Source organism: Binatus sp. (SeqCode) (assembly GCF_049584895.1).
Lineage (GTDB): Bacteria > Desulfobacterota > Binatia > Binatales > Binataceae > Binatus.
In genome coordinates, this window is record NZ_JBAUYR010000001.1 from 1 (window position 1) to 26,076 (window position 26,076).

Here is a 26,076-nt window from a genome sequence, read left to right on the forward strand (position 1 = left end):
CAGGAATCGCTGATAACACCCAAGACTCGCGGCGAACGCATCACGATTGAAGGTCGCGTCCTCGACGGCGATAGCGCAGCCGTCAGCGACGCGATGATCGAACTGTGGCAGGCCAACGCGGACGGCCGCTACGACCATCCGGACGACTCGCAGGAAAAACTGCTCGACCCCGACTTTCACGGCTTCGGTCGCGCTGCGACTGACGAGCACGGACGATTTCGCTTTTACACGATCAAGCCCGGCCCCGTTCCCGGCCCCGCCAATCTGCTTCAGGCTCCGCACATCAACGTTTCGATTTTCGCGCGCGGACTGTTGAAGCGGCTCGTCACGAGGATCTATTTTGCTGACGAGCCGCTGAACATCACCGATGCAGTGCTGAAGACCGTCGCGCCCGAACGACGATCGACGATGATTGCGCATATCGATCAACCTGGCATCTTGCGATTCGATGTCGTGCTGCAGGGGGAGAACGAGACGGTGTTCTTCGACGTATGAGCATTCATCCGGCCGACTCTCGAATTTTTGGATCGCTCTACGGCACTGACGAAGTCCGCGAGCTGTTTTCTGACAAGGCTCATCTGCAGTTCATGCTCGATGTCGAGGCTGCCCTTGCGCGTGCTGAGTCGAAGCTTGGTTTGATTCCTGCGCCGATTGCCGACGCGATTGGCCGCGCGGCGCGGGTCGAGAACTTGCGGCTCGACTACATCGCCGATAGTACTCGCCGCGTCGGTTATCCTGTCGTCGCGATCGTGAAGGAGCTGGGCCGAATCGCAGGCGACGAAGCTGCGCGCTACATCCATCTTGGCGCGACCACTCAGGACATTCTGGACACGGCGCTCGTTCTGCAACTGCGGCGCGCGTTCGCAATAGTTCGTCGCGACCTGATCGCGATCGCGCGCGCGCTCGCCGATTCAGCGGTTAAGTTTCGCGACGTGCCGATCGCCGGCCGCACTCATCTGCAGCACGCAGTCCCAACCACGTTCGGTCTCAAGTGCGCGATGTGGGCGTCGCCGTTAGTCACTCATCTCGAGCGCCTGGATCAGGCGGCGCCGAGAATCCTGGTGGTCCAGTTTGGGGGCGCAGCGGGTACTCTGGCGGCGCTCGGCGCTGAAGGCCCAGCGGTCGTCGAAGCACTTGCGCACGAGCTCGCACTCGGCGTCCCGGACGTGCCGTGGCACGCTCAGCGCGATCGCTTTGCCGAGGCGGCCGCGCTGCTCGCGCTGATTTGCGGAAGTCTGTCGAAATTTGCGCTCGACATGACCTTGATGATGCAAACCGAAGTTGGCGAGGTGTCCGAGCCGCACGAAGAAGGTCGAGGCGGGTCGTCCACGATGCCGCAAAAGCGCAATCCAATCGCGAGCGAGTACATAATCGGGGCGACTCGTGCCGTGCAGGCGTTGGTGCCGGTGATGTTCGGGTCGATGATCGCGGATCACGAGCGCGCGACCGGACCATGGCAAAGCGAGTCGCTCGCGCTCCCGCAATGCGTGGCGCTGACCGCCTGCGCGTTGGCCCACGCGCGTTCGATTGCGGAAGGCATGACGGTCGACACCGAACGGATGCGTCGCAACCTCGAAATGACCAGTGGACTGATCATGGCTGAGGCAATCGCGACCGCGCTCGTGGACAGGCTTGGTCGTGCCGCCGCTGACGCAGCTGTTGCGCGCGCATGCGACAAGTCGATCGCCGAGCGGGTTCCGCTAGCGGAAGTCCTTCGCAACGATTCCGAGTTGCGGCCGCTCTTGACTGACGCCGAGATAGAGCGACTCATCGATCCAGCGCAATACCTTGGGTCGGCCGGCGCGTTCATCGACCGAGTCGTCGCGCGGGTCGGCGCGCTCGCATAAACACAATTCATCTAGGAGGCTTCAAATGGCCAGCGATGCACCGCACGATCCTCCTTTTCGCGCTGACCACGTCGGCAGTCTGCTGCGCCCGGCCGAATTGCTGAAGGCGCGCGCCGACCGCGCAGCCGGCAAAATCTCTGTCGAAGAATTACGCGCCATTGAAGACGCATCGATCCGGGAGGCGGTGGCGTTTCAGGAAAGTGTCGGACTTCAGTCGATCACTGACGGCGAATATCGCCGCGAGATTTTTTATTCGGACTTCTATTTCCGTGGCCTCGGCGGGGGTACGGTCGCGTACGACCCATCGTCGATCGATAAAATCTATTTCATCGACCGCGAAGGCCACAAGTTGCCGCTGTTGGTCCCGCGGGTGCAGGCGCGAATGCGCTGGCATGCCCCGATCCACGTGGACGACTTCAAATTTCTCCGTGCGGCAACCAAAAGAACGCCGAAGATCACGATTCCATCGCCGACTATCATCCACTTCCGTGCGGGCCGGGAGAATATCAGCAAGGACGCGTATCCCGACATTGATCTTTTCTGGGAGGACATCGTCGACGCATTCCACCGGGAATTGAAGGCACTGGCCGATGCCGGGTGCACGTACGTGCAAATCGATGAAACCACGCTCGCGTCATTGAGCGATCCTCGAATCTGGGAGCCGATGCGCAAGCGCGGCGACGACGCGCAGACGCTGCTGCTCGACACCTATCCAAACGTGATGAATCGCGCGTTTGCCGGACGTCCAGCGGGATTGCAGCTCTCAATGCACATTTGCCGCGGCAACAATCAGAGTCATTGGAGCGCCGAAGGCAGCTATGATCTCGTGGCGGATACGTTGTTCAACAAGATCGACGTCGACTCCTATTTTCTGGAATACGACACGCCGCGCGCCGGAAGTTTCGAACCGCTTCGGCTGGTGCCGAAAAATAAGACCATCGTGCTCGGACTGGTGTCGAGTAAATTTCCCGAGCTCGAATCGAAAGACTCACTCAAGCGCCGGATCGACGAGGCCTCGAAGTTCATCGCACTTGATCGGCTCTCGATTAGTCCGCAATGCGGATTCGCGAGCACTGCGCCCGGCAACAAGATCTCTGGAGCGGATCAGCGGGATAAGCTTGCGCTGGTGGTTGAAATCGCGAAGGAAGTTTGGGGTTGACCTGCCCTGACTTTTAGAAAAGATGACGGCCACCGTCGACTCGAATAAATTCGCCCGTCACGAAATCCGTCTCCACGAAGAACAGCACCGTCTTAGCGATCTCCTCGGCGCCGCCCCATCGCGCCAGCGGCGTTGCCTCAATCACTTGCGCATTTTCTTCGACGGTCAGATTGGGCGGCGCCAGGATGGGACCGGGCGCGATCGCGTTGACGAGAATTTCTGGCGCAAGCTGCAGCGCCAACGCCTCTGTCAGCGCTGCGACCGAAGCTTTCGAGACGTAGTACGGAATGTAGTCCTTGTAATGTGGGCGTCCGGTCACCGGCAGCCAGTCTGAAAAGTTTATTATCCGCCCCGCGCCGCCGTGCTTCATGAATGGCGCCGCGTGAATCGAATACATAAACGCGCTTTTCGCGTTCGCATCCTGGATAGCCGACCAATGTGCGCCGTCCGGATTCGGCGTTCGCTGATACACCGCTGCCATGTTGATCAAAATGTCGAGGCGTCCCAGCGACTTCAACGTCTCGTTCACGGCCGCGACGATTTCTGCCTCATTGGTCGCGTCCGCACGCAGCACGGTTGCCTTGACGCCCGCAGTGCTCGCCGCTTGCGCAGTTGCTTCGGCGGCATCGCGCGAGTCGCGGTAGGTCAACGACAGCGAGCATCCACGGTTTGCCAGGGCAGCCGCGACAACTTGTCCGATTCGTGCGCCACCTGTGATTAACGCTACCTTTCCGTTTGGATCCATAATGCCTCACGCGCCACAGCAACCAGCTATTCACGCTTTCGTTGTATATCTCAAAATGTGCCTGGCGCAGGTGCCTCTGCGCGGTTTTACACCAATCTATGTCGATGGTAGCTTCATCTTGAGATTATGTCGCTGGGGGGCGGTATCGACGCGCATCTCCAGGATTCCTCCTCGTCTCGGAATCGAATCAGGAGCTATGCGGCTGGTCGATCGAGGGGATACGAGTGGCAGAAAATGATGGCGGTTCAACCGAGCATCGAAGTCATCCCAAGTCGCGCCCAGTTACAGTCGGGCAGACTGGCATATTCGCGCGCAGCGGCGAATACTGGACCCTCGGCTACGGCAATAGCAGCTTCTCGCTGAAGGACGTAAAAGGACTCGGCTACATTCAACGGCTGCTGCAGCATCCCGGCGAAGAATTTCACTCACTGGATCTCCTGAGCAGTCCCGGAGGAAGTAGCGCTGCCGAACTCGAGAGCGCGGACAAGACTTCGCTACTCGGCGATGCGACTGTCAGCGTCGGTGGACTTGGCGATTCCGGCGAGATGCTCGACGCCAAAGCCAAGCAGGATTACCACCGCAGACTCGTCGATCTTCGCGAGGAACTCGACGACTTGCGTGAGCGCGGTGATGAGACGCGCGCCGCTCAGATTGAGTCCGAGATTGATTTTCTCCATCGCGAGATAGCTCGCGCAGTTGGTCTTGGCGGGCGAGACCGGCGCGCAGGATCGGCAGCCGAGCGCGCGCGGCTCAACGTGACCCGTGCGATCAAGTCGGCGCTCCAGAAAATTTCCGAGCATAACGGCCAACTGGGCGAATTACTGGATCGATCCATCAGGACTGGATCGTTCAGTTGTTATCTTGCCAATCCTCGTACTCCTATAACCTGGCGATTCTATCTGGATGCGGCCGCCCAGCCCCTGGCAGCCGCTGAAATCAGCGCTCCGGTTTTTTCCCGGCCCGAAACCAGCCTCGTGCAGTCGCTCGCTGAGCGCACCACATTTGTCGGCAGAGAGGCGGAGCGTTCGGTCCTGCGCCGAATGCTCGAGCGTGCACTCGGCGGCGAAGGTGGGGTCGTGATGATCGGAGGTGTGCTTGGCGTTGGCAAGACCCGAATTGCCGCCGAGTTCGCGGCCGAGGCTTCGGCTCGAGGATTCGTTACGCTGGTAGGCAGTTGTTACGATCGCGAGAATTCTCTCCCCTTCAGCCCGTTCGTCGAAATTCTAGAGTCCGCGATGGCTCAGTCGACAAGCCTGGACGCCTTCCGAACCGCACTCGGGAATGACGCGGGAGAGATGGCACGCTTGATGCCTCAGCTACGCCGCCTTTTTCCCGACATTCCGCCGCCGCTTGAACTCTCTCCGGAACAATCGCGTAGGATCCTCTTCAATGCGGTCGTGGAACTTCTAGGAAGGACTGCGGCGAGTGGTCCTATCCTGATGCTCTTCGAAGACCTGCATTGGGCCGACGAAGGTACCCTATCGCTGCTCAATCATATTGCGCGGTCGATCTCGAAACTTCCGGTTCTGATACTAGGGACCTTTCGCGATAACGAGGTCGACCCCGCCGGACCAATGGCACAAACTCTCGATGAGTTACTCCGCATCCACATGCTCGAGCGGATCAGCCTGAGAGGCCTGTCGCAGAGCGCGGTCTCTCAAATGATCAGCGCGCTAAGCGGAAAAGAGCCTCCGCAGGATATCGTGAACCTTATCTACTCGGGCACTAGCGGCAATCCTTTCTTCGTTGAAGAGCTGTTCCGCCATCTGGTTGAGCGCGGCAAGCTTATGGATGCAAGCGGGGAGTTTCGTCGCGATCTCAATATCGCCGAGGTTGACGTGCCGCAAAGCCTGCGTCTGGTAATAGGACGGCGGCTCGCCCGACTAAGCGAAGAAGCGCGAAAAATCCTCGGCCCCGCAGCGGTCATAGGTCGATCGTTCACTTTCGAGCTGCTAGAGGCCTCAACCAACATAGATGCGGACTCACTGCTGGATTCCGTCGAAGAAGTAGAAAAGTCAGGACTGATATACTCGACCTTGGGATACCCGGAGGCGAGCTTTCAATTTTCCCACGAGCTTATTCGGAATGCAGTCCTGAACGACTTATCGGCGCCGCGTCGTCAACGGCTTCATCTCAATGTAGTAAGTGCAATCGAGCGCGTTCACGCCAATGCCCTCGAGGATCAAGCCGGAAATCTCGCGCATCACCTGTGGCAAGCAGGCCGCACCGCCGATCCCGATAAGACTGTTCGGTACTTGGCGCTGGCCGCTCGACACGCACTCAAGCAGAGTGCTTATGAAGGAGCACTTCGTTACTTTCAGAATGCTCTGGAGCTGCTCAAAGTGTTGCCCTATTCACAAGAGCGAGCGCGGCGGGAACTCGATATACAAATTGACTACGGCTTGGCGCTGCTCGCCACTAAAGGTTGGTATGCCCCTGAAATGGGAAGCACCTACAGGCGTGCCCATGAGTTGTGCCAGAGCGTTGACGATGATCTCAGCCTATTCTCGGTGCTTTCCGGACTATGGAGCTATCACCTGGTTCGCGGTGAGCACACTATGGCAATCAGTTACACGGAGGAAATGACTCGTCTCGCGCCGCGCATGCAGAATGACGGGATGCTCATTCAGGCTGATTGGGCCTCGGGTTGCAGCCGATTTTTCAAGGGTCAATTCGCCGAAGCGCATGCCAGTCTCGAACGAGGTCGCGGGCTGTACGATCAGCAAAAGCACCGAGCGCTGGCGCTTCAATTCGGACAAGATCCTTGCGTGAGTTGTCACAGCTTCGACGCGATGACACTTTGGATTCTGGGCTATCCAGATCAAGCCGAGAAAAAGGCGCGAGAAGCCATCAAGCTTGCCCGCGACCTGGGATATCCATTCACCCTGACCTGGTGCCTCTCGATGATCGGGAAGTACTACTCGATGCGCCGTGACTATGCAGGCGCGGAAAGAGTAATAGCTGAAGGTCTCACGCTTACAAAAGAGTACGGATTTTCTTTTTTTGCAGAGTCGCTGATTGCGTATCGTGTGATCGGGTCGGCAGCCCAGGGAAAAATAGATCAGATGACTGCTGGCGGGGGCAGTCCAGGGGGGTTCTCTGCCGCCGGCTACGAGCTGGCGCATACCTGGGCTCGATCCGAGATAGCAGAGGCTATGGGCAATCTCGGACTCCTGGACGTAGCATCGGCATTGCTCGCCGAAGCGCGCGATTTGATGGAACGCAACGATGAGCGATACGTTGAATCTGAGATACATCGGATTCATGGTGAATTGAAGCTGAAGCAAGCGGCGCGTGGCTCTTCCACTTCAGCCATTGTAACCAAGACCGAGTCCGAGGCTGAAGAGAGTTTCCTCAAGGCTATCGAAATCGCTCGCGATCGCGGTGCGAAAACTTTGGAATTGCGCGCGGCCACCAGTCTGAGTCGCATGCTCATGAAAAACAGAAGACATTCAGAGGCACGTCGCCTGTTGCAACCGATTCATGACTGGTTCACCGAAGGATTTGATTGGCCGGAGCTCGTATCCGCGAAAGCCATTCTGGTCGATCTCAATTCAACCTCAGTGTCTGTTTCTGATACCAAGAGTCCTATTCCCACACTCGATCGCTGAAGCCGATTTACGTCGTGGCGCGACGCTCTACCATCAACGCTCTCGTTATCGGCGCATCGGGGCATATAGGTAACGCGATCGTTCGTGCTTTTCTGGATAGGAACTACCGGGTCAGCGCGTGCAGCCGTCGAAGTACTTCACCCGCAAACTTATCTGAGCTGCCGGTACGCTATCTGTCGGGAGACATTGAAACTCCGGGGCAGCTTGACAAATGGATAGCGGGCCACGACTTGGTCGTTGATGCCGCCGCACCTTATCCCCTCAATGTATTTTCGCTCCTGACCGAGGCCGGCAAGGATCCAATCTCGCATGCCGAGCGACGAACGCGACTGATGCTCGACGCGCTACGCAGGCACAAGGCTCGGCTTGTATACGTAGGATCTTTTGTTACTGGCGTGCGTCCTCGCACGAGCGCGCAGCGCTTCCAGCATCAGGCGATGCGGCTCGCGCATCCTTACTTTGAAATAAAGGAGCTGATCGAGTCGCAAATCCTTGACGCGAGTCGGCGAGGAATCCAAGTCATCATCGCTAATCCGACCTACTGCCTGGGCCCATGGGACTTGCACGATCGCCGACTTTGCACGATTCCGTTACTGCTAAGCGGGGAGATACCTTCATCCATCGGCCAGACGCTGAACGTGATCGACGTGCGCGATGTGGCTGCTGCAATCTGTGCCGCCATTGAGGGGGAACGCTACGGCGAGCCAATACAGATGAGCGGTCACGACATCTCTACCGGGGAACTGTATTCGCTGATCTGCAAGATTGGCGGTGTACCTAGCCCCAGGATGTCGACGCCGACAACTGTAGCACTTGCCGGTGCTTACGCTATGGAACTGGTGCTAGGCACGATCGGCGAGAAGACCCTGCTGCCCGCAGGAGGTATGATGATGGCCACTTTGTTCGATTACCTGGTCTCCGGCAACGAGTTACAGCAGCTTGGCATAACTCCGTGGCCTCTTACTGAGACTCTGGTGGATGCCATCAAATGGTATCGCCAGATTGGCTATTGTTGAAGCCATCACTCGGTACTGTCATGTCACTATTTCTTTTTCCCGCGCTGCGGAGTGCCTGGGGTCCGAGTATTGCCGTTTGCGATGGTCGCGTCAAATATCGTGTTGCGTCGCCAGGCGGTTCCCACACGCGAACACATTTCCTGGCCGGTATCTCCTATCATCACACCTGAGACCCAGAATGGATCGATTGGGTTCAATGTATATATCGGGTATGCGCCAGTGCTATCGCATTGCTCCGGTACAAGTCCAAGGGTTCCAACGATTGGGAAAGTTGGATAGTCGAAGACTCTGATCGACAGCGGTGCAAGCAGGCCTGTAGCCGGGTTTCCAGAAGAGTCTTTGATTCCTGTGAATTGCCGAAGCAGTGCTACCAGCGATTGGTAATTCGCCAGAGCGCAGTCTTCCGCGTCCATGACCTGTTTTAGTGATATGCTGTGAAACTCGTTTCCAGTCAGGAAGTGACTCAGCCCGAGCTGCTTCAAATAAGTTACTATTGAACCCCGAGCTGGTGTTCCCGGTGCAGAAAGAATTTCGAGCACGCGCATATCCTGTGCTTCCTGACTTCTGCCGAGTTCAGGAAAGAGCTCGGTCTCGACAGTCACTAGCGGGTCGGGTTCGGGCGACCTCGTGACTCCGACCAGCCAGGAAATATCCGGATTAACTAGTTTCGACTTGAGAGATAGCTGCCCATACACTTCGTACGACGTTACAGCATTCCAATCGGTACCTGCGAAAATATACAGCGGGATTAACGCCGGGCGCTTGATGCGAGGATTGCGCTTTTCCCACCATGACACCGGCACCGCGAAAGCCAGTTCACGATCTGAATACCTGGTGTCTTTGTCGCCGGCTGCAGTCATCCCTTCGAAGTTGGTACCTATGAGACATACGACCGAGTGTGATCCATAAGCGTCCTTGATCTGACCCGAAACTTCAAACTTGAAGAAATCATTCTGCAGGTACCTATCGACCAGGTCTTGTAGCGTGTCTTTGTTCGCTCTAAGAGGCATCACGCGGAGCGTCATTTCCGGGAAATGGTAAGGACCGCTCACCTCCTCACTTGCACCGCTTCCCAGATTCAGATACGCGATCTCTCTGCGCGGTATTTGTTTGAGCGAATCGCCACTAGACCATGTGGTGGTATTTGTGCGCCAGCATTGCGAGTAAGCCAGCCCATAGCCCAAGTCCATCTTTAGCCAGAATGGCATCGTAGGTCGCAGTGTCGATGCAGGCTTCCCTCCGATGCTCGAATATTCAGAAGTCTCAAGTCCGAGAGTCCGCACGATCGGCTGAGCTACGCTATTGAGTAGGTTGATGTAAATTCCGCCGGAAATATCACCCGCAAGCGGATCGAAAAGAGAGCCACCATCGATCGTTCTCTCGATTTGCATCCTGGATCCGACAAGGGCTTGAAAGCATGCAGCCGAGGAACTATGCACGTCGCGGATTTGCTTCATAGTGACAATGTTGAAGGGAGCTACCACAGCACCTTGATCCGAGGGCTGACGGGATGCTGCATTTTCCGGAGGTGCGCGGAAAGAACGAGGGGCAATCGAGTTCGCCAGTCCGTAAAAGCGCGACAACATCTCCTCCAGAGACTTCAGATCGCGATCGGAGTAGCCCACCGGGAAAAGGCCTGCAGTTTCGAAAATGCTGTAGGCAGCTGTTACCGAACCGGCTATTGCCCGCGGAATCGCGCTGAAAAGATCGGTCAGAGCCGAGCTTGCCGACACGAAAGCCCGGCGTTGAAAGATCTGGAGAAACTCCTCAATGTCCGAGGCTTCACCGTAGTTAGTGCCCGACGTCACGAGGCTGATGCTAGCCAGGCGGCGCGCGTTGCCCGCCTCGAAAATCGATGGGGAGGCGTCGAGCTTGATTGCAGACTTTGACCACCCATAGATCTTTCGACCACCGGATAATGAAAGTGGGTTATCCACGAATATAAATGGAAATACCATCGCCCAGTCGACGAATACCCACTCGTTCTTGTCCTTCTTGTAGCATCTAAGCGGTACGCCAAATGCCAGCTCATGCTGCGAAAACCATCCTAGATTTCTCGATGTAGTAGCCATCTCCCCGTAGTCAACGACCTGCATCAAGACCCATGGAACCGCGGGCTTGAAGTGAAGCGGTAATTCCTCGTCCAGGTTGAGATAGCTATCGCAAAATTCCTGGAGCCGGTTCATGCTGGCTTTCAGCGGAAATATCTGCGTCACCACGTCGCTGTATTTCTGCTCCAGATGCGCCGGTAGAGCTAGAAATTCACCGAGCGCCAGGTTGTATTCAGGCAGGATAGTGCCGACAGGCTTAGATCTTCGATTCGTCCGGCGCTTTTTCTTCGCCATAGATTCCCCCTAGTTCCGTTCGATCACCCACGTGGCCATTTGTTCGAGAAATCTTTTGTCGCGTGAATCGGGCAGTCCGGCGCTAACGAGTGAGTATTCGTGCAGAGCGGCGCCCGCCAATCCATGTGCTATCTGGCGCGCATACTCTGTGCATCCATACTTATCCATCAGCTTGCGTATCCACCGGACCTCCGAAGGTGCTCGTTCTTCTCTCGGCCTGCAAAGGATTTCCGATAGCCGCGCGCGCTCCTTTCTGGTTGATTCTTGTATGGTACGAATCAACATCAGCGTTCGCTTGCCTTCCCAGATATCGCCGTCAATCTCCTTGCCATAGCCGTCGTCCCCCACAAGGTTGAGCAGATCGTCCTGGATCTGAAACGCGGCACCGAGAAAAAATCCGTAACGCACGAAAGGATCCAGATCCACTGAGTCGCGGCTCCCGATCAATGCACCGACGCGAACCGGATAAATCGTCGCCAGCCAACAGGTCTTCTTCAGTACCATTTCCATGTAGTCAGCGTCGTCGATTTCAGTTGTGTTGTATCGGCGCCACCCGAGTTCCATGGCCTGCCCCTCTGCACACTCACGGGCCATTCGCTGGGTCTCTTCGATAATTCGGATGGTAAGCCGTTCGCCGATCCGGGCTCGATTGTCGAGCAACGGTTTGAAGCTCATGAGTGTCAAAGTGTCGCCGGCATTGAGCGCGAGTGGCACGCCGTGCAGAAGATGCAAAGTCGGACGGCCGCGCCGCTTCTCGCTTCCGTCTTCGATATCGTCATGGATAAGTAGCGCGTTGTGCAGCATCTCGATCGCGACTGCCGTCTGCATAGCATTCTCGAGTGGCGCGCCGAACAGACGCGCTGCCGCGATGCACATGCTAGAGCGCATCATTTTCCCGCCGCGTTGCGGATAATCACTCAGTAGATCATACAGGTAGCGCCTCGGTTCCCTGGATGGCAGGTATTTGATGAGAGCAGCGCGGGTGAGATCCCCGTATTCACGCAGCATCTCGTGGACTAGCGATGATGTGGTAGCGCTCAACGGGTTATAGCCAGTTCCTTAGTCAGCAATTCGAATGCTCAGCGTTCCTCGAACGTCGCCGCTGTTTCGATTCACGATTACGCCAGAGTAGATACCGGCAGGTTGACTGTCCAGAATTTGAAGGCGCAGTTTAATCCGGCCCGGAACCTCGTCGGGTACTAAGCTGATATCTCTCAGTGCTGGCTTGTTGGAATCGATTGCGTGCAAGCCCAGCGAAACGAGTGACTGAGCCTCGGAGTTCGGCTGGAGTTCAATTGACACCTGGACGGGTCGGACCGAGACTACTTCGATGGATACCGCCATCGTGTTGGTGTTCTTACCGTTAACAGGCGGTGGCTTGGCTTCGGGCGGCGGCGCTTGACCGTTTCGCGACGGATCTACCTTCACCAAGGTCGCCAGCGTCTCGATCCAGAGTGGAAGCATCTCAGCCTGGAACCGCAACGTGCGTTCGAGAACGTCTTGCAAATTGTCGTTTGTCGCGCGGGTCGCATAAGGCTGACTGCTGAGGCCTTGGGCGGTTCGCCGTCCCTCGGCGATATACTTGTCGATCACGCTGTACGCCAGTTCGACGCCCTTCGCCAACGGACCGCCGCCGGCTTTCCGCGGCGGATCGGCCGGGACTGGCCTGGCAGGATGAGTTCCGTTCAAGGAATCCTGACGGCTGTAGAGTTTGGAGAAATCGCGACTAGGTCCAACTCGCGCCGGATCAACGCGATGAAGTCGTTTGCGAACGCTCATGTTCCACCTGGCAAAGTCTCAAGGATGGTCGAAGGCGACTATGTCTTCAAGTGCAGGTGAAGATGAAATCGCGTGTGCCGCAAGCCTGCCGGAAATGACGGCCGCTTCGACGCATCCTGCATCCAGCCCGCACGTCGTCCAGTCGCCCGCTATTGTAAGGTTATCGTATGTGTTATCGAGTGGTGAGATTCGATATTTCTGGGTGCCGGGCAGCGAAAGGACATACCGTTCGCTGGGATTCACATTTGCCGTCCAATACTGGGAGTCAAAACGAGCTTCATCGCCGGCGCAAGCTCTACGGCCGGGTGCTTTCTCGTTAGAATCGATCAATAAGTCCCACTTGAATTTTCCCTGCTGCGTCGTCGCCTTAGGCCATAGCTGACCGATCTCACGATTGAGATAACGAATTGCGTTTTCCCGCACCTCTAATCGCCGCTGCACGAGGTAATTGTCAGCAGACACTTCGCGCGGCGATAGAGGATCTTTCAGTACGCTGCAGAAGTAAGCGATGGCCTTTGGGCTTACCTTCCACCGCTCCTCGCGGATCAGATGGCTCATGTCCGCCCAGGTCTCGAAGGGTTGCACGAATGCCGACAGCGCCAGCGGTGGGTCGTTCCATCCTAGCTGTTCCATATCTTCGCGAAGCCAGATCTGATACGCTTGGGTGTTAACAGTTTTCAAATGCTTCACCATATCGCGCCAGCGCTCATCGCGTTCTATAAGCTCTTGACACACATATGGAATAGCTCCCAATCCCACTCCCAGCACGACGAAATCGAAATCTTCGGCCACACGCAAGATCCTTGTCGCGATGCGTCTGCGGTCCCAATGCGATTCAAAATCCCGTTTTTCGCTTTCGAAACTACTGCCGTCGATCAACTGCGAGTAGTCTGGCCGCGACGGCCAACACGGTAGTCCGTCTACGTCGATCAGCGGTTCGTATTCCTTTCCGTTTCTGACTTTTGCCTGGACATCGAACTCCAACGCTTTGACGTAGGCGCGCTCTCCCGGCGCAAGATCCGCGGGATCCGCCAACCTAACTCTTTCCAAGCGATGGAAAAATCTGAAACCTACTCCCCGCTTTTTGAGTAACTCGTACATCGGCGCAAAGACTGTGTCTCCCATGCCGGCATGCATCTTCCAAAAGATCGCGCCGCGCGAGCTGAATAGCATTCGCAATGCGCCGCGTAGCGCAACTCCCGCACCGTGTCGCGGACGCTGATAGTCGCCATTCTCATAGGCGAAAACCAGATCGTAAGCTCCGCGGATAAATGGCGACTCGAGCGACTTGTCCGACGCGCCGTTGATTCGCAACCACTCGCGAAAGTCGTAGTCGTTGATCGCATCGAAACCTCGCGGATCCGAAATCAGCCCGAAGCGCAGAATCCCGCGCATCGATGCCATCGCCAAATCGATTCCTTGCCATAACACAAGCAACTCGGGGTCGTTCTCAATCATCGCCTCGATTTGACGGCGAGCACTCGATGCTATGACTTCCAGAAGCTGCGCGATCCCATCTAATGGATAAGTCAAACGCGGGGCAAGCAGCGTCTCGAGCATTTCGACTGCTTCGATCAGGCCGGCGGTCGTCGCAATCAGGCCTAACCTCAGGAGGCGTGCTATACGCTTAGCAGGATCATCAGCGGATTCGCCACTGTTCGGCATTGACTTATGCGACGGTCCCGCTTGGTAAGTGGCGCCCCCTTCGTTTGTCGAAGTTCTGCCGCTTCGGCCCGCTTGCACCGCGAGCAGCAGCGTCCGCACGATGCTGGCTGTACGCGCGAGATAGGATGTGACGGTAAATGGATCGTTCTCGTCGATAGGATCACCAGGGAGGCCGTCGCCTGGGGGGAAGTACGATAAAAAATTCCAATAGGTGCCGTTGCGCGACCGCTTGGCGAGGCCGATGAAGGGCGCTGGCGAGAATGCGTCGCGCCAATCTGCGATTCTGCATTTGCGCCGATCGCGCTTCAACTCCACGTAGCATTCGCGTATCAGCCGAAATGCATTCTCGTAGGATCCCATCCATAGGTGAAGCCCGTGTTCTTCGATTCTATCGGCTGGACCGCGCCCCGAAGCTCCTTTGCCGCCAAGTCGCCAGCCGAGTTGATAGATTGTTACCTGGTATTTGCCCTTGTGCGCGGGGCGGCTCAGTTCGAAAGCAGCGGAGATCGCAGCGCATCCGCCACCTATGACGGCAACTCTGATCGGCTTCTGTTTGGGCAAACCATTTCCTCACGCAATCGGATCCTCGGCGCTCGCGCAACCGAACGAAACATCTAATATACGCGCGAGTACGTCAACCGTGATGATGCCGGTCGGCGACCGTGCTAGATAGCACTGTGCCGACGCCCCTATCGACGTCGGCACAGCCGCCAGCCCCTTGCTATCGCAAGGTTTATTTTCGAGCGTTCTCCGACTACGGGTGACTGCTCGCGAGCTCCAGGTTCCCGGTTGTAAAGAACGCATTGTCCACAGCGCCGGCGCCAGCATTCGCCGCTCGCCAAGAAATCGATAGTCGAAGTTGGCGGGATTCGCGGAAAAGCCAAAGAGCGAATCCGAATCCACGTTGTTGGCAAAAGCCGCCACCGGACTATTTGCCACGCCCGCGAATGTCCCGCCGCCTTCACCTGCGCCAAAGGTCGGCGGTGATGCTATCGGATCCGATTGGGACGACTCGGTTTCGCGCCGCAGCCGTCGGGCCTCACGATTGTACATCCAGATGTCATCGGCTCGGTTCGGATCTATGTAACGAAATCGAAGCAACCCGTAACCGTTCATTGCTGAAGGTTCAAGGGATCGGCGGTACTTCAACCCGTCCGACATTGTTGTACTGCGCCATGTGCCCCACGATGAAGTAGTTCACCGGAGTTGAGTCGTTCCATGGAGAATAGGTGGCCATTTCCGGATAGCGAATGTCGAAGTCGTCCGAATACATCGGCCGATAGGTGTAGTTCCAGATTATCTTGGTAGCTATCGCAGGATCGTTCGCATCGAGCAAAGGAAACGGGAGACCAGCGACGTATCCGTTGAGCGACCCATCCGCACTCAGGGTGACCTGCGGCGAATACCTTTCGGTTGCGACTCGGTATGGTGGTGGCCAATCAAGCCGGCTCGAAGCGACGATACGAACCGGGACTCCTCGCGTCACCAGCACGTAGCTGCCCGGACTCAAGTACGCTTGGGCAACCGAAGCATTCGTAGTGGTAATCGTTTCGTCCGGCCGGATTGTATCCGTAGGCTGCACAGAGTCGATAGTCGCTGTGGTTGTTACACTCACCTGCGCGGCTGAACTGTAGGAAGGTAGTGCGACCATCATTGCGATGGTCAGGAGTGGGAGAAGATTTTTCCCGGTTCTCATAGGGGTTGCCTCATATTCCCAAGCATAGGTTGGAAACGTCGGTGGATTTATCGAGCCCAGTTATCAAGCAATCAATGGACCAGCTCTCGTTTGTAGAGCTAAAACGGTGAGTCAATTGAAATCGTAGCGGAATAAGCCGACAAATGTTGAGGAATCAGTCGAGCGGTCGAACGTGCTACTCTCGCGTAATAATTTTGTGCGTGTCTAGATAGGACGTGATCGGTGTCGCGCTGGCTTCAGGATCCGCTATCGCCACGTAGCCATCGGGCCTCACCAAATATGCCGCGTTGCGTCGCAACCCAATGGCTCCCATTTCAGGACGCCATGGAAAGACGTGCAGCGGTAATTTCCGCGAGTTGCACGACGAGCGAAAATCGGGCGTTTCGTTACCGTAAATGTGGACTTGCCAATCCATCGAGGTCAGCGGCTTGAAGTTATCCGCATCGACGCCGTCCATCTTCACCCAAGGCAACCGGTCGCCGCCGTGAACCTCGCCCGCGCGCCCCACGCTCAGCTTGCTCTCACGGTAGTTCACCCGTATCTGAGAAATTGTGAGAAACATAAACCGCCGCATCTGCGGGAGCTTGAACAGCGATGGAATCACGATCGGCACGAGATGCAATCGCACCAACCGCGCGAGCGCACTACGGCTGGTCACACCGGTGAAGGCTCGATCTGTAGTGGCGACGAGCCGCCGGGCGAAAGCGATCCTTTCAGGCTCGTAACTGTCCAGGATCGAAGCGTCGGCATGTCCTCGCAGCACAGCAGCGAGTTTCCACGCGAGATTCACTGCGTCGCTGATGCCAGTATTCATCCCCTGTCCGCCCACGGGACTGTGGATGTGCGCGGCATCGCCGAGAAGGAACGCGCGTCCCTGGCTGAAATGATCCGCGACGCGATGATACACGCGATAGGTCGAAAACCAGTTCACGCGCTCGACCTCGATGCGCATCCGCCTGATCACCTCCTTGCTCACATCGTCCCACGAGAGGTCATCGTGCTGATGTTCGGCTTCCTCGCCCACCGTTCCGACCAGCCGAGCGCGGCCCTCGCCTTTCAGCGGGAAGGCGAACAGAAAATCGCTGGTGTCGAGCGCTAGGTGCAGCTCGCCGTTCATCGTCGGTCCCCACAACGTGTCCTTCTCTCTTGCCCGACACCCACAGATTCGCTGCGACGGCCTTTCGCCCGCGCTCGACGACTGCTTTGGCAAGCCCGATTTGATCGTACAACTCGAGCGTGCGTGCCTGTACCGCGAGTGCCCGCGACGTCGTCCCCGGCTCCGACGTCTTATCGACGATCCTCACGCGCACACCAAATCGAGTCAGCCACAACCCCAACACCAGCCCAGTCGGCCCAGCGCCTACAATAAGAACCTCAGTGTCATGACTCGAAGGCGAATTCATCTCGAAGACAAGCCGATCTTACGACAGACTTCCCATCGAGACCACGAACGTCTGCAAGGCCCGGAGACGGAGCTACGGAGCACCCTTGATCGACCGCTCCTCCGCTTAACTTGATAGCCCCGTGCTGCTTCCGCCGTCCGCGCAGGGTGTGGTAGTAACCGAGGCCACAGGAGACCCGATGCGCTGTTCGTCCTGCAACTACGACAACCCCGCCGACGCCTCGTTTTGCGAGGGATGCGGAGCGAAGCTGGGGTTGATTTGCCCGGTGTGTAAAGCGTCGGTGAGTCCTGGAGCGCGATTCTGCAAGAAGTGTGGAACTGCGATTGACCCCACAAAAGCCGCTGCCTCCACGACCGTTTTTTCGCCTAAATCTCAAATCATAGTCACCGCCGATGGCGCGGCGCCCGAAGCAATCGACGGCGAGCGCAAGACGGTCACGGCGCTGTTCGCCGATATCAAGGGATCGACCGAACTCGAGCAGGATTTAGACCCCGAGGAGGCGCGCACGATTGTAGACCCGGCGCTGAAGCTTATGATCGATGCGGTCCATCGCTACGATGGCTACGTCGTGCAAAGCACCGGCGACGGCATCTTTGCGATCTTTGGTGCACCGGTAGCTCACGAAGATCATCCGCAGCGCGCGCTCTACGCCGCGCTCAGGATGCAAGAAGAACTAAAGCGTTATTCGGCAAGATTGCGCGAGGCCGGCAACCTGCCGATCGAAGCGCGCGTCGGCGTGAACACTGGCGAAGTAGTAGTGAGGTCGATCTCGACCGGCGGTGGTCATACTGAATACACGCCGATCGGGCATACGACCAATCTCGCGTCGCGAATGCAGGCGCTCGCGCCTACAGGCTCGATCGCAATCAGCGAGCAGGCGCGCAAGCTGGTTGATGGCTATTTTGCGCTGAAGCCGCTCGGACCGACTAAAGTCAAAGGCGTCAGCGAGCCAGTCAATGTTTACGAGGTGACTGGTCTCGGACCGCTGCGTACGCGCCTGCAACGCTCTGTGGGTCGCGGGTTGTCAAAGTTCGTTGGGCGGCAGGCCGAGATGGACGCCCTCAAGCGCGCGGCGGAGCAGGCCAAGGCGGGCCGCGGGCAGATCGTCGCCACGATGGCGGAGGCCGGCACCGGGAAGTCACGGCTCTTTTTCGAATTCAAAGCGAAGAACCAGTCGGGCTGGATGGTGCTCGAAACGTTCTCAGTGTCGCACGGCAAGGCATCGCCATATCTTCCAGTACTCGATCTCCTCCACGGTTATTTCCACATCGCGGCCGAAGATGATCCGAGGACCCGACGTGAGAAGGTAAATGGGCGGATTGTCACGCTCGATCCCGCCCTGGAGGACACCCGCCCGTATTTGTTCAGTCTGCTTGGAATCGTCGACGGTGACGATCCGCTCTCGCAGATGGGCGCACCGGTGAAGCGCCGCCGGACTCTCGATGCCATCAAACGCATCATCCTGCGGGAATCGCTGAATCAGCCGCTGATGGTGATCTTCGAGGATCTCCATTGGATCGACGAGGCGACACAGGAATTTCTGAATCTGCTGGCCGACTCGATTGGGACTGCGAAGATTCTGTTGTTAGTTAATTACCGGCCCCAATACTCGCATCAATGGGGTTCCAGGACTTACTACACGCAACTTCGGCTCGATCCGCTCGGCCAGGACTCCGCGGAAGAGATGTTGTCCGCCCTGCTCGGGAGTGGCGTGGACCTCGCGCAACTCAAGCGGGTAATCATAGAAAAGACCGAGGGCAATCCTTTCTTCATGGAGGAGACCGTCCAGGTCTTGCTCGACGAAGGCGCGCTGCTGCGCAACGGCGCGATTCACCTCACGCGGCCGATAGCAGAATTGAAGATTCCACCGACGGTCCAGGGAATCCTCGCCGCGCGCATTGATCGCCTGCCGCACGATGCCAAGGAATTACTGCAAACGCTGTCAGCAATTGGACGGGAATTTCCGCTGTCCTTGATCCGCGCCGCGTTCCCCAAGCCGGAGGAGGAGCTTAACCGGACGCTGGATGATCTCCAGCTCGGCGAATTCATCTACGAACAGCCCGCGGTCGGAGATACCGAATACATTTTCAAGCACGCACTCACCCAGGAAGTCTCCTATAACTCTATCCTCCATGAGCGTCGCAAGCATTTGCACGAATGCATCGGCGCTGCGCTTGAGAAGCTGCACTCAAGCTCCATCGACGACCATATTGACGGACTAGCGCACCACTATGGCAGAAGCGGCAACTCGCTGAAGGCGCTCGAATACCAGGAGCGGGCAGGCAGGCAAGCAGTTCAGCGCTCGGCTTATGGCGAGGCGACTCGAAACTTCACCGACGCTCTGGAATTTCTTCAGCGGCTACCGCCGAGCGCCGCACGCGACCAACGAGAATTCGTCCTGCAAACCAGCTTGGGACCGGTACTCATGGCGACAAGAGGATGGTCAGCGCAGGAAACTGAATGGGCCTTTCGTCGCGCGGAGGAACTCGCCGAGATCGGAGGTACTCCCGAGCAGCGTTTCGCACTGCTTGTGGGTTTGTTCGGAATCTTCTATGTCGGTGGCAATTTGACGGCTGCCCGCGAGTGGTTGAAGGAAATTCTGGAGTTCACCAAGGAGTACCCGCAGCCCGCGTTCGTCCTCGAGACCTGTCATCATGAGTGGTCGGCTGCGCTCTCGGCCGGAGAGTTGGACGCTGCCCAGCAGCACGTCGATCGTGGGCTGGCGCTCTACGAGGCGCAACTCCGCTCGGTTCCCATACCGCTCTATACCGCGCACCACCCCGCGGTATGTGGTCACGGCTGGGGCGCTCTCGTCTTGTGGCTGCACGGCTTTTCCGATGCCGCGCGGCAGCACGCGAACCGGTCCATTTCACTCGCGCAGGAACTTGAAGATCCCCTTTCCCTCGCCTGGGCTCTAAGCACCAGAGCACTCGTTCACCAAGTCATGCGAGAAGCGCAGCCTGCTCTGGAAGTGGCTGAGGCCGCGATAACCAAAGCTGAGGAAATGGGTTTCCTCCACGTTCTGTGGAACGCGCGAATCGCGAAAGGTTGGGCATTGGCCGAGCTTGGCAGAACAGAAGAAGGAGTGGCGCAGATTCACGAAGCGATTGCCGCCCTGTCTGCTGTCCGAGCGGAGTTGTGGCTCACACAGGATTTGGCGATCCTCGCCGAAGTCTATGCGGGTGCCAGGCGGTTCGACGAAGGTCTCAAGACGGTCGCGGAGGCTTTGGAGCTCGCACAGCGGAGTGGCGAGGCTTTCTGGGAAGCCGAGATACATCGGCTTCGCGGCGAGTTACTGATCCGGCAAGACCCTTTAGATCGTGTGGGAACCAAACAGTGCTTTGAGCTGGCGATTCAGACCGCGCGCAAGCAGGGGGCGAAATCGCTTGAGTTACGCTCGACCACCAGCCTCGCGCGATTGCTGCGCGACAGCAATCGACGCGATGAAGCGCGCACGATGCTCGCCGAAATCTACGACTGGTTCACTGAAGGCTTCGACACCGCAGACCTGAAGGACGCCAAGGCGCTGCTCGATGAACTCGGTTCGTAACTAACCGGGTCCACTGCCCCTGATCAATTCTGAAATCGGAAAATCGGAAGACTTGGACTATAAGGTGAAAAGAAGCTCATGAAATACACGCGCATCTACGCAGACAGGAATGGAGAGTCGCACTTCGAGGACGTCGAAATTGGCATGAAGCCGGGGCCCGCCAACGCCGGCACGATCTCGGAGATGATCGCGGCCAAAGGCGTGATGTTCCGGCAGTCGGGTGAATACTTCATAAACTGGCACAACGCGCCACGCCGCCAGTTCGTCGTCAACCTCACCGGCACGGTCGAAATCGTCGCAAGCGATGGAGAGAAGCGACGCCTCGGGCCCGGCAGCATCCTGCTGGCGGAAGACCTTACCGGCAAGGGGCACACCTCGCGAGGGCTGGGCGGCGAAGAGCGCATCTCACTTTTCATTCCGCTTGCGGACTAAACCTATCGACGGAGGCTCGTCCCGTGGCCTTTCGTGGCATTCAAGCCGAAACGGTCAAGTTCCAAGGCCCCGGTGGCGTGACGCTTCCAACAATCGCTAACAGTCTCGTCGACATAAATTTTCCTATCCGGCGACGCGCCCGGCGACGGCAACGCCCTTGTGTCCCTCGCGCTCAGCGATCTCGCGTCGCACGAGGGGGATCAGTTCGCGGCCATAGTCGATAGCGTCTTCAAGCGGATCGAAACCACGAATCAGAAAAGTCGTAACGCCAAGGTCGTAGTAGGCGAGCATTGATTCTGCGACTTGCTCAGGCGTCCCGACCAGCGCGGTCGTATTACCGCGCGCGCCGGTCGCCGCGGCTACCGCGGTCCACAGCCGCTGGTCGAGCACTTCACCCTCCGCGGCCGCAGCCAGCAATCGTTGCGAGCCAACGGCGCCGGGAGTTTTCGCCGGTGCTCCCGACATCGCTTGCCCGCGGATTTCACTGATCGTTTCTATGATTCGTCGAGCGCGCGCCCACGCCGCATCTTCTGTGGATGCCAGAATTGGACGGGTTGACAGGCTGAATCTCACCGTACGTCCATGTCGCGCGGCCGATGCGCGCACGCGCGCGATCGTTTTCGCTGCCTCTGCCAAGGGCTCACCCCACAGGGCGTAAACGTCGGCATGCTTTCCCGCGATTGCAATCGCCGCATCCGAGGAACCGCCGAAGTAGATCGGTATGTGAGGCTTCTGAAGCGGCTTCACGTCCGAGAACGAGCGGGTAAACTTGTAGTACTCGCCCTCGTGATCGATTGGCTTGTCCGCCGTCCAGATGCGGCGAAGGATTTCGACATACTCGTCGGTGCGCTCGTAGCGCTCGTCATGCGTGATGAAATCGCCGTCTTTGCGCTGTTCGCCGTCGTCGCCGCCCGAGATGATATGCACCGCGAGCCGGCCGCCGCTGAAATGATCGAGCGTCGCGAGCTTGCGCGCGGCGACCGTCGGCGCGACGAAGCCGGGACGATGCGCCAGCATCAGGCCGAGCTTTTCCGTCACGAACGCGGCGTACTGCGCGACGATAAACCCGTCGGCGCCGTTGGAAAAGTATCCGATGAGTATCCGGTCGAAGCCTGACTCCTCGTGCGCCTGCGCGAAGCGCCGCACGTAGTCGACATCGATCGCCGGTCCCCGCGGCGGGTGAATCTCCGATGCGGGTTGCGTGCCGATCATCCCGATGAACTCGACGCTCATGGACGCTCTCCTTCGCTGGCGGTCGAAGCTAACGCTCAGCCTGCGGCGAGCGCTTCCGGCTGCCAGGCTGGTCGCCGAATTGGCAGTTTCGGAAACAGCAACTCTGCCACATAGTACGCTTCTTCCTTCCCGGATAACCCGAAAGCACGAACGTGTCGATACCGAGATCGAGGTACTCCTCGAAGCGTCGCGACAGAGTTTTAGGATCTCCGCCCAGCGTGGTCCCTGCTCCTCCGCGAACGAGACCAGGTAGCGTCCGTCGCTGTGAGTGTTCGGCTTGTGCTCGCGATCGATGAGCAAACGGCCGCTCATGGGTGATCGCCAGTTCGCTCGCGGCGATGACGCGGCGCGGCGTGAACGATCCGCCTCGCTGGCGGTAGATGCGAATTGCAGCTCGCGCTCGACCTGGTGCCGTAGTATCCGCAGCGTCGCATCGAGCTTGTGACCGACGAAGTAATCGACTCCTTCCTCGGTGAAATCCGCCAGGCCGAAATGGGTCGGAAAGAGGGCCGCGAACAGCCCGTCGATGATTTCGCGGAGCGCTTCGCGCGACGGCATCTCGATGATCGCACCGTCGCGCATGCGCTCCTGGGATTTCCCCGGTGACGCTCGTAGTTCGGCGACGATTCGGCCCAGATCCCATCGCGCGCCCCAAGCGCTCCAACTTCACTTCACTACATCCCGGTAGCTGGCAAAAACTCGACTGCCGTTACTGTCTGAGGGTGGACCCCACCAGCGTCCGCAGGAAGTGATCGACTTTATCTGCCGGGCAGCGGGTAAATTTCAGCTGCGCGATCATGTGGGCCGAGCCGACTATTAATCGCGCATCGTCTTCGGCCTCGTCATCGATGATTCCGCGCTCGTGGCGCCAGCGACGAATGGTGTTGGCGATGATCGCTACTATTCTTTCCTGAAATTCCAGATAGTGCGGCCAGATCTCTTCGCGTATCGCAGTACTCCAATCCAGCCAGACGCGCGCATAGTCGGTATGGGTCTCGACTGAATCGGCAAACGCCTGCGCATGAGCGAGTACAATCCGGGGAGCGGCGCCGCCGCCTGAATGAATCGTTACAGCCATCTCGGTCAGAAATCGCGCGACCTCATCGAGCACCGCCATCACCAGGGCTTCGCGGGTCGGGAAGTAGAAGAACACGGTCGGGACGGATACGCGCGCCTCCCTGGCTATTTCGGCGTGATGAGCGCCCCCCAGGCCGCGACGGGCGAAGACCACGATCGCGCACTTCAGCAGTTGCGGCCGGCGCTCGGCTGGATCGAGTCGGCGCGCCCTGACACGTTTCGTCGAAGATTTCCGTTCCACTTTTTTCACCATATCAGCTATTGACAATACTATCAATATCTCCTATATTCCGAGCAACCAAACTTTCGAGCGAGGTCATCCATGTCAAATGCATCACGGGTCGAATCGCTGAGACCGTTGCCACCTTCGCCTTCGATGAATGAAGAGGCGGTGGCTACGTACGAGTCCGAGTTCAAACAGTACGCCACCAAGTGGGCCGAAATCCTCGACCGCAACGCGGAGCGGATGAAGAGGGGTTCCTACTCGTTGCATTGGATGAACACCGACAAGGCGTCGTGGGGCAAGCGCGCAAAGCCATCGTCGCGCGGACTTACCTACACCGACATCAACCACGTGCCTGGTTACGGTCTGATCCCGGAGAAGGCGACCTGGCTGAACTTCGCAGCGCGCGGCTCGGTTCGCGACGAGTACGCAGCCGAAATGCCGATCGTTGATAACTACACGCTGGTGAATCGCGACGAGTCATGGGCTGACAACGTCGTGACGCTGTACGAGGAAGCGAAGGCGCGCCAGTGGAACGCGACTCGCGACATCCCGTGGAGCGAGCTCGAACGCTTGCCCGACGATCTCGAGAAAGCGACTTGCCAGCTCTGCACCTTTCTCACCGAGGTCGAATTCGTTGCGGGCGACTTCCCGGCGAAGTGGCTCTATCGAATCCCGCAGGACTTCCTGGAAGTGAAGAGCTTCCTTGTGACGCAGTTGATGGACGAGGCGCGTCATCAGGAGGTCTTCCGCAAGCGTGCGATTGCCGGCGGCGGTCTGTTGCATGCGTCGCCCGGTTTCGAGTGGGCTCTCAAGGCGATCATCGACGCGCCAACGCATACGATGGGAACCTTCCTGTTGAACCTGCTCGGCGAAGGCTTGGTGCTTTCGATTTTCCGTTCGGGCGAGATGATCGCCAAGACTCACGTGGATAAGGAAATCTTCCGGCGCTGCCTGCAGGACGAGGCGCGTCACGTTTCTTACGGGGTGTTGGAACTCAAGAACTACCTTGATCACGCTCCCGATCGCCCGGCGGCTATCGAGGAGATGCATCGGTTTGCCGACGTCGGAGAGCAGGTGATCCTCACATCTTTCACCGAGGCCGCGCTGGTGGAGCCCGTTGCGATTCTGCTCGGCGGCGGACTCGACAAGATCGATCAAGGCATGGAAGGCCAGGGGCGGCTCTGGAAGATGTCGGTCGAGGAGTATCTGCAGCGATGCGATCGCGCGGGATTCAGCCGCCGCGAACGCTGCACGATCCCGCTGGAATCACCATGGGGACAAAACTGATGGAAGCACAGGCTATCACTGAGCAGCAGCGCGCGATTGCATTCCCGACCAGCGAGTGGTTTGAGCGACTCGCGCAGCTGATGAAAATAAACAGCACTCTGCACGAGCATCTTGGATACATCGACTGTGTTGCGCAGTTCACCGTGCTCGACGGCGGACTCGGCGGGAAGCCGTGGAGTGTGCAGGTCACGTTCGAGGAATTCGAGGCGACCGATGTGCGCGAAGCCGGCGCGGTTGACGTCGCGCGCGCCGACTTCACATTGGAGGCGTCGCTCGCGACGTGGCGCGAAATGATCGAGGTTATCGCGCGGGGTCGCGGGCGCCCCGACCTGACTCATACGCTCAACTATCTGAGCCATACCGGCACGCCGATACGCGTGTGGTCCGAAGATCCGCTGCGCAAGGATTTATTCTTCCGCTACAACCAGAGCCTGCAGGAGTTCATCAACGCGTCGGCCGCCTTTCGCACGATCTTTGAGGGCTAGCAAATGGCTCACAAGCCGGGACACTTCTATATCGACGAGACCTGCATCGGATGCGGTGCATGCGATCACGCCTGTCCCGGCAAGGTAGATGCGATCTACCGGGTGGAAGACGACTTCCTAGGACGATTCGCGATCGTGCTCGAAGAGTGCATCGACTGCGGCTTCTGCGTTCCACTGTGCCCGGTCGATTGCATTCATGACGCGCGCAAGGAAGGCATCATCGAGGGTAGTGGTGGATACACTCGCATCAAGGAACTCCAGGCATGGGCCCGCGCCCGCGCCTTATGACAGCAGCCTAATGAGGGCACTATCCGCCGCTGATGCCCGTAACCTTTCATCGATGCCTCCTGGTCGCAGCAAGCGCCGCGCGTTTCAGAGGTTCTAATATCACGGTCTGATTGCCTCTTTATGCACAGGTTAGAGAGCTGCAGACGCCTGACCCGGCTCGACCTTCTTTAGAAAGAGCATGAGCGTACTCGCGCTGCATGCGGGTCAGCTTGCAACTATGCGAGTGCCGAGG

The 26,076-nt window shown here is 58.0% G+C and carries 19 protein-coding genes and 3 pseudogenes; 10 read left to right on the forward strand and 12 right to left on the reverse strand.

The window, feature by feature from the left end; genetic code table 11:
• The 3 genes from pcaG to WB650_RS00015 all read left to right on the forward strand — a co-directional run.
• Positions 1-495, forward strand: a 495-nt coding sequence (gene pcaG / locus WB650_RS00005; protein WP_423958949.1) for a protocatechuate 3,4-dioxygenase subunit alpha, incomplete at its 5' end; no start/stop codon positions are given.
• Positions 492-1,847 (forward strand): 3-carboxy-cis,cis-muconate cycloisomerase, encoded by a 1,356-nt coding sequence (gene pcaB, locus WB650_RS00010; RefSeq protein WP_422301279.1) that lies wholly within the window; start codon positions 492-494, stop codon positions 1,845-1,847. The genes pcaG and pcaB, both read left to right, overlap by 4 nt.
• A gap of 25 nt (positions 1,848-1,872) precedes the next feature.
• The gene (locus tag WB650_RS00015) at positions 1,873-3,006 is read left to right on the forward strand and encodes a 5-methyltetrahydropteroyltriglutamate--homocysteine S-methyltransferase (protein ID WP_422301277.1); all 1,134 of its coding nucleotides are present in this window, start codon (positions 1,873-1,875) and stop codon (positions 3,004-3,006) included.
• Between the two features lie 13 nt (positions 3,007-3,019).
• On the opposite strand, the gene WB650_RS00020 is transcribed toward WB650_RS00015, so the two are convergent.
• Complete coding sequence (locus WB650_RS00020) at positions 3,020-3,751, reverse strand: SDR family NAD(P)-dependent oxidoreductase (RefSeq protein ID WP_422301275.1); 732 nt, start codon at positions 3,749-3,751, stop codon at positions 3,020-3,022.
• A 224-nt stretch (positions 3,752-3,975) separates the two neighbouring features.
• Between WB650_RS00020 and WB650_RS00025 the strand changes: the two genes are divergently transcribed.
• Complete coding sequence (locus WB650_RS00025) at positions 3,976-7,362, forward strand: ATP-binding protein (RefSeq protein ID WP_422301273.1); 3,387 nt, start codon at positions 3,976-3,978, stop codon at positions 7,360-7,362.
• Positions 7,363-7,376: 14 nt separating this feature from the next.
• Positions 7,377-8,378: an NAD-dependent epimerase/dehydratase family protein gene (locus tag WB650_RS00030; RefSeq protein ID WP_422301271.1), complete on the forward strand. Its 1,002-nt coding sequence runs from the start codon at positions 7,377-7,379 to the stop codon at positions 8,376-8,378.
• A 26-nt stretch (positions 8,379-8,404) separates the two neighbouring features.
• On the opposite strand, the gene WB650_RS00035 is transcribed toward WB650_RS00030, so the two are convergent.
• The 8 genes and pseudogenes from WB650_RS00035 to WB650_RS00070 all read right to left on the reverse strand — a co-directional run bounded on the left by WB650_RS00035 (position 8,405) and on the right by WB650_RS00070 (position 17,266).
• Positions 8,405-10,723 (reverse strand): hypothetical protein, encoded by a 2,319-nt coding sequence (locus tag WB650_RS00035; protein WP_423958952.1) that lies wholly within the window; start codon positions 10,721-10,723, stop codon positions 8,405-8,407.
• A gap of 9 nt (positions 10,724-10,732) precedes the next feature.
• Positions 10,733-11,731: a polyprenyl synthetase family protein gene (locus tag WB650_RS00040; RefSeq protein ID WP_422301363.1), complete on the reverse strand. Its 999-nt coding sequence runs from the start codon at positions 11,729-11,731 to the stop codon at positions 10,733-10,735.
• 51 nt (positions 11,732-11,782) lie between these two features.
• A complete protein-coding gene (locus WB650_RS00045) occupies positions 11,783-12,502 on the reverse strand; it encodes a hypothetical protein (protein WP_422301268.1) in 720 nt (239 codons plus the stop codon).
• A gap of 18 nt (positions 12,503-12,520) precedes the next feature.
• Positions 12,521-14,728, reverse strand: a complete 2,208-nt coding sequence (locus tag WB650_RS00050) for an FAD-dependent oxidoreductase (protein WP_423958954.1) — start codon at positions 14,726-14,728, stop codon at positions 12,521-12,523.
• Between the two features lie 9 nt (positions 14,729-14,737).
• Positions 14,738-15,220 (reverse strand): hypothetical protein, encoded by a 483-nt coding sequence (locus tag WB650_RS00055; RefSeq protein ID WP_422301367.1) that lies wholly within the window; start codon positions 15,218-15,220, stop codon positions 14,738-14,740.
• A 12-nt stretch (positions 15,221-15,232) separates the two neighbouring features.
• Positions 15,233-15,328, reverse strand: a pseudogene (locus WB650_RS00060) (hypothetical protein); the annotation flags it as partial.
• The gene (locus WB650_RS00065) at positions 15,294-15,863 is read right to left on the reverse strand and encodes a DUF1329 domain-containing protein (RefSeq protein WP_422301264.1); all 570 of its coding nucleotides are present in this window, start codon (positions 15,861-15,863) and stop codon (positions 15,294-15,296) included. The pseudogene WB650_RS00060 and the gene WB650_RS00065, both read right to left, overlap by 35 nt.
• A 175-nt stretch (positions 15,864-16,038) precedes the next feature.
• Positions 16,039-17,266: pseudogene (locus tag WB650_RS00070) on the reverse strand (FAD-dependent monooxygenase).
• Between the two features lie 178 nt (positions 17,267-17,444).
• Here WB650_RS00070 and WB650_RS00075 point away from each other — a divergent pair.
• Positions 17,445-20,816 carry an adenylate/guanylate cyclase domain-containing protein gene (locus WB650_RS00075; protein ID WP_423958956.1) on the forward strand — a complete coding sequence of 1,124 codons (3,372 nt, stop codon included), beginning with the start codon at positions 17,445-17,447 and terminating at the stop codon, positions 20,814-20,816.
• A 78-nt stretch (positions 20,817-20,894) separates the two neighbouring features.
• On the forward strand, positions 20,895-21,248 hold the full coding sequence (locus tag WB650_RS00080; RefSeq protein ID WP_422300805.1) for a hypothetical protein: 354 nt from the start codon (positions 20,895-20,897) through the stop codon (positions 21,246-21,248).
• 123 nt (positions 21,249-21,371) lie between these two features.
• Here the strand turns inward: WB650_RS00080 and WB650_RS00085 are convergent, their stop codons facing one another.
• The 3 genes and pseudogenes from WB650_RS00085 to WB650_RS00095 all read right to left on the reverse strand — a co-directional run bounded on the left by WB650_RS00085 (position 21,372) and on the right by WB650_RS00095 (position 23,799).
• On the reverse strand, positions 21,372-22,481 hold the full coding sequence (locus tag WB650_RS00085) for an LLM class flavin-dependent oxidoreductase (protein WP_423958958.1): 1,110 nt from the start codon (positions 22,479-22,481) through the stop codon (positions 21,372-21,374).
• Between the two features lie 35 nt (positions 22,482-22,516).
• Positions 22,517-22,728 (reverse strand): annotated as a pseudogene (locus WB650_RS00090) (alkanesulfonate monooxygenase); the annotation flags it as partial.
• 462 nt (positions 22,729-23,190) lie between these two features.
• Positions 23,191-23,799: a TetR/AcrR family transcriptional regulator gene (locus WB650_RS00095; RefSeq protein ID WP_422300807.1), complete on the reverse strand. Its 609-nt coding sequence runs from the start codon at positions 23,797-23,799 to the stop codon at positions 23,191-23,193.
• Between the two features lie 150 nt (positions 23,800-23,949).
• Between WB650_RS00095 and WB650_RS00100 the strand changes: the two genes are divergently transcribed.
• The 3 genes from WB650_RS00100 to WB650_RS00110 are packed head-to-tail and all read left to right on the forward strand — an operon-like array spanning position 23,950 to position 25,844.
• Positions 23,950-25,071, forward strand: a complete 1,122-nt coding sequence (locus WB650_RS00100) for a ferritin-like domain-containing protein (protein ID WP_422300808.1) — start codon at positions 23,950-23,952, stop codon at positions 25,069-25,071.
• Positions 25,071-25,556 carry a hypothetical protein gene (locus WB650_RS00105; protein WP_423958960.1) on the forward strand — a complete coding sequence of 162 codons (486 nt, stop codon included), beginning with the start codon at positions 25,071-25,073 and terminating at the stop codon, positions 25,554-25,556. The genes WB650_RS00100 and WB650_RS00105 overlap by 1 nt, the downstream gene beginning before the upstream one ends.
• Before the next feature lie 3 nt (positions 25,557-25,559).
• Complete coding sequence (locus WB650_RS00110) at positions 25,560-25,844, forward strand: NADH-quinone oxidoreductase subunit I (protein ID WP_422300810.1); 285 nt, start codon at positions 25,560-25,562, stop codon at positions 25,842-25,844.
• The last annotated feature ends 232 nt before the right edge of the window (positions 25,845-26,076 follow it).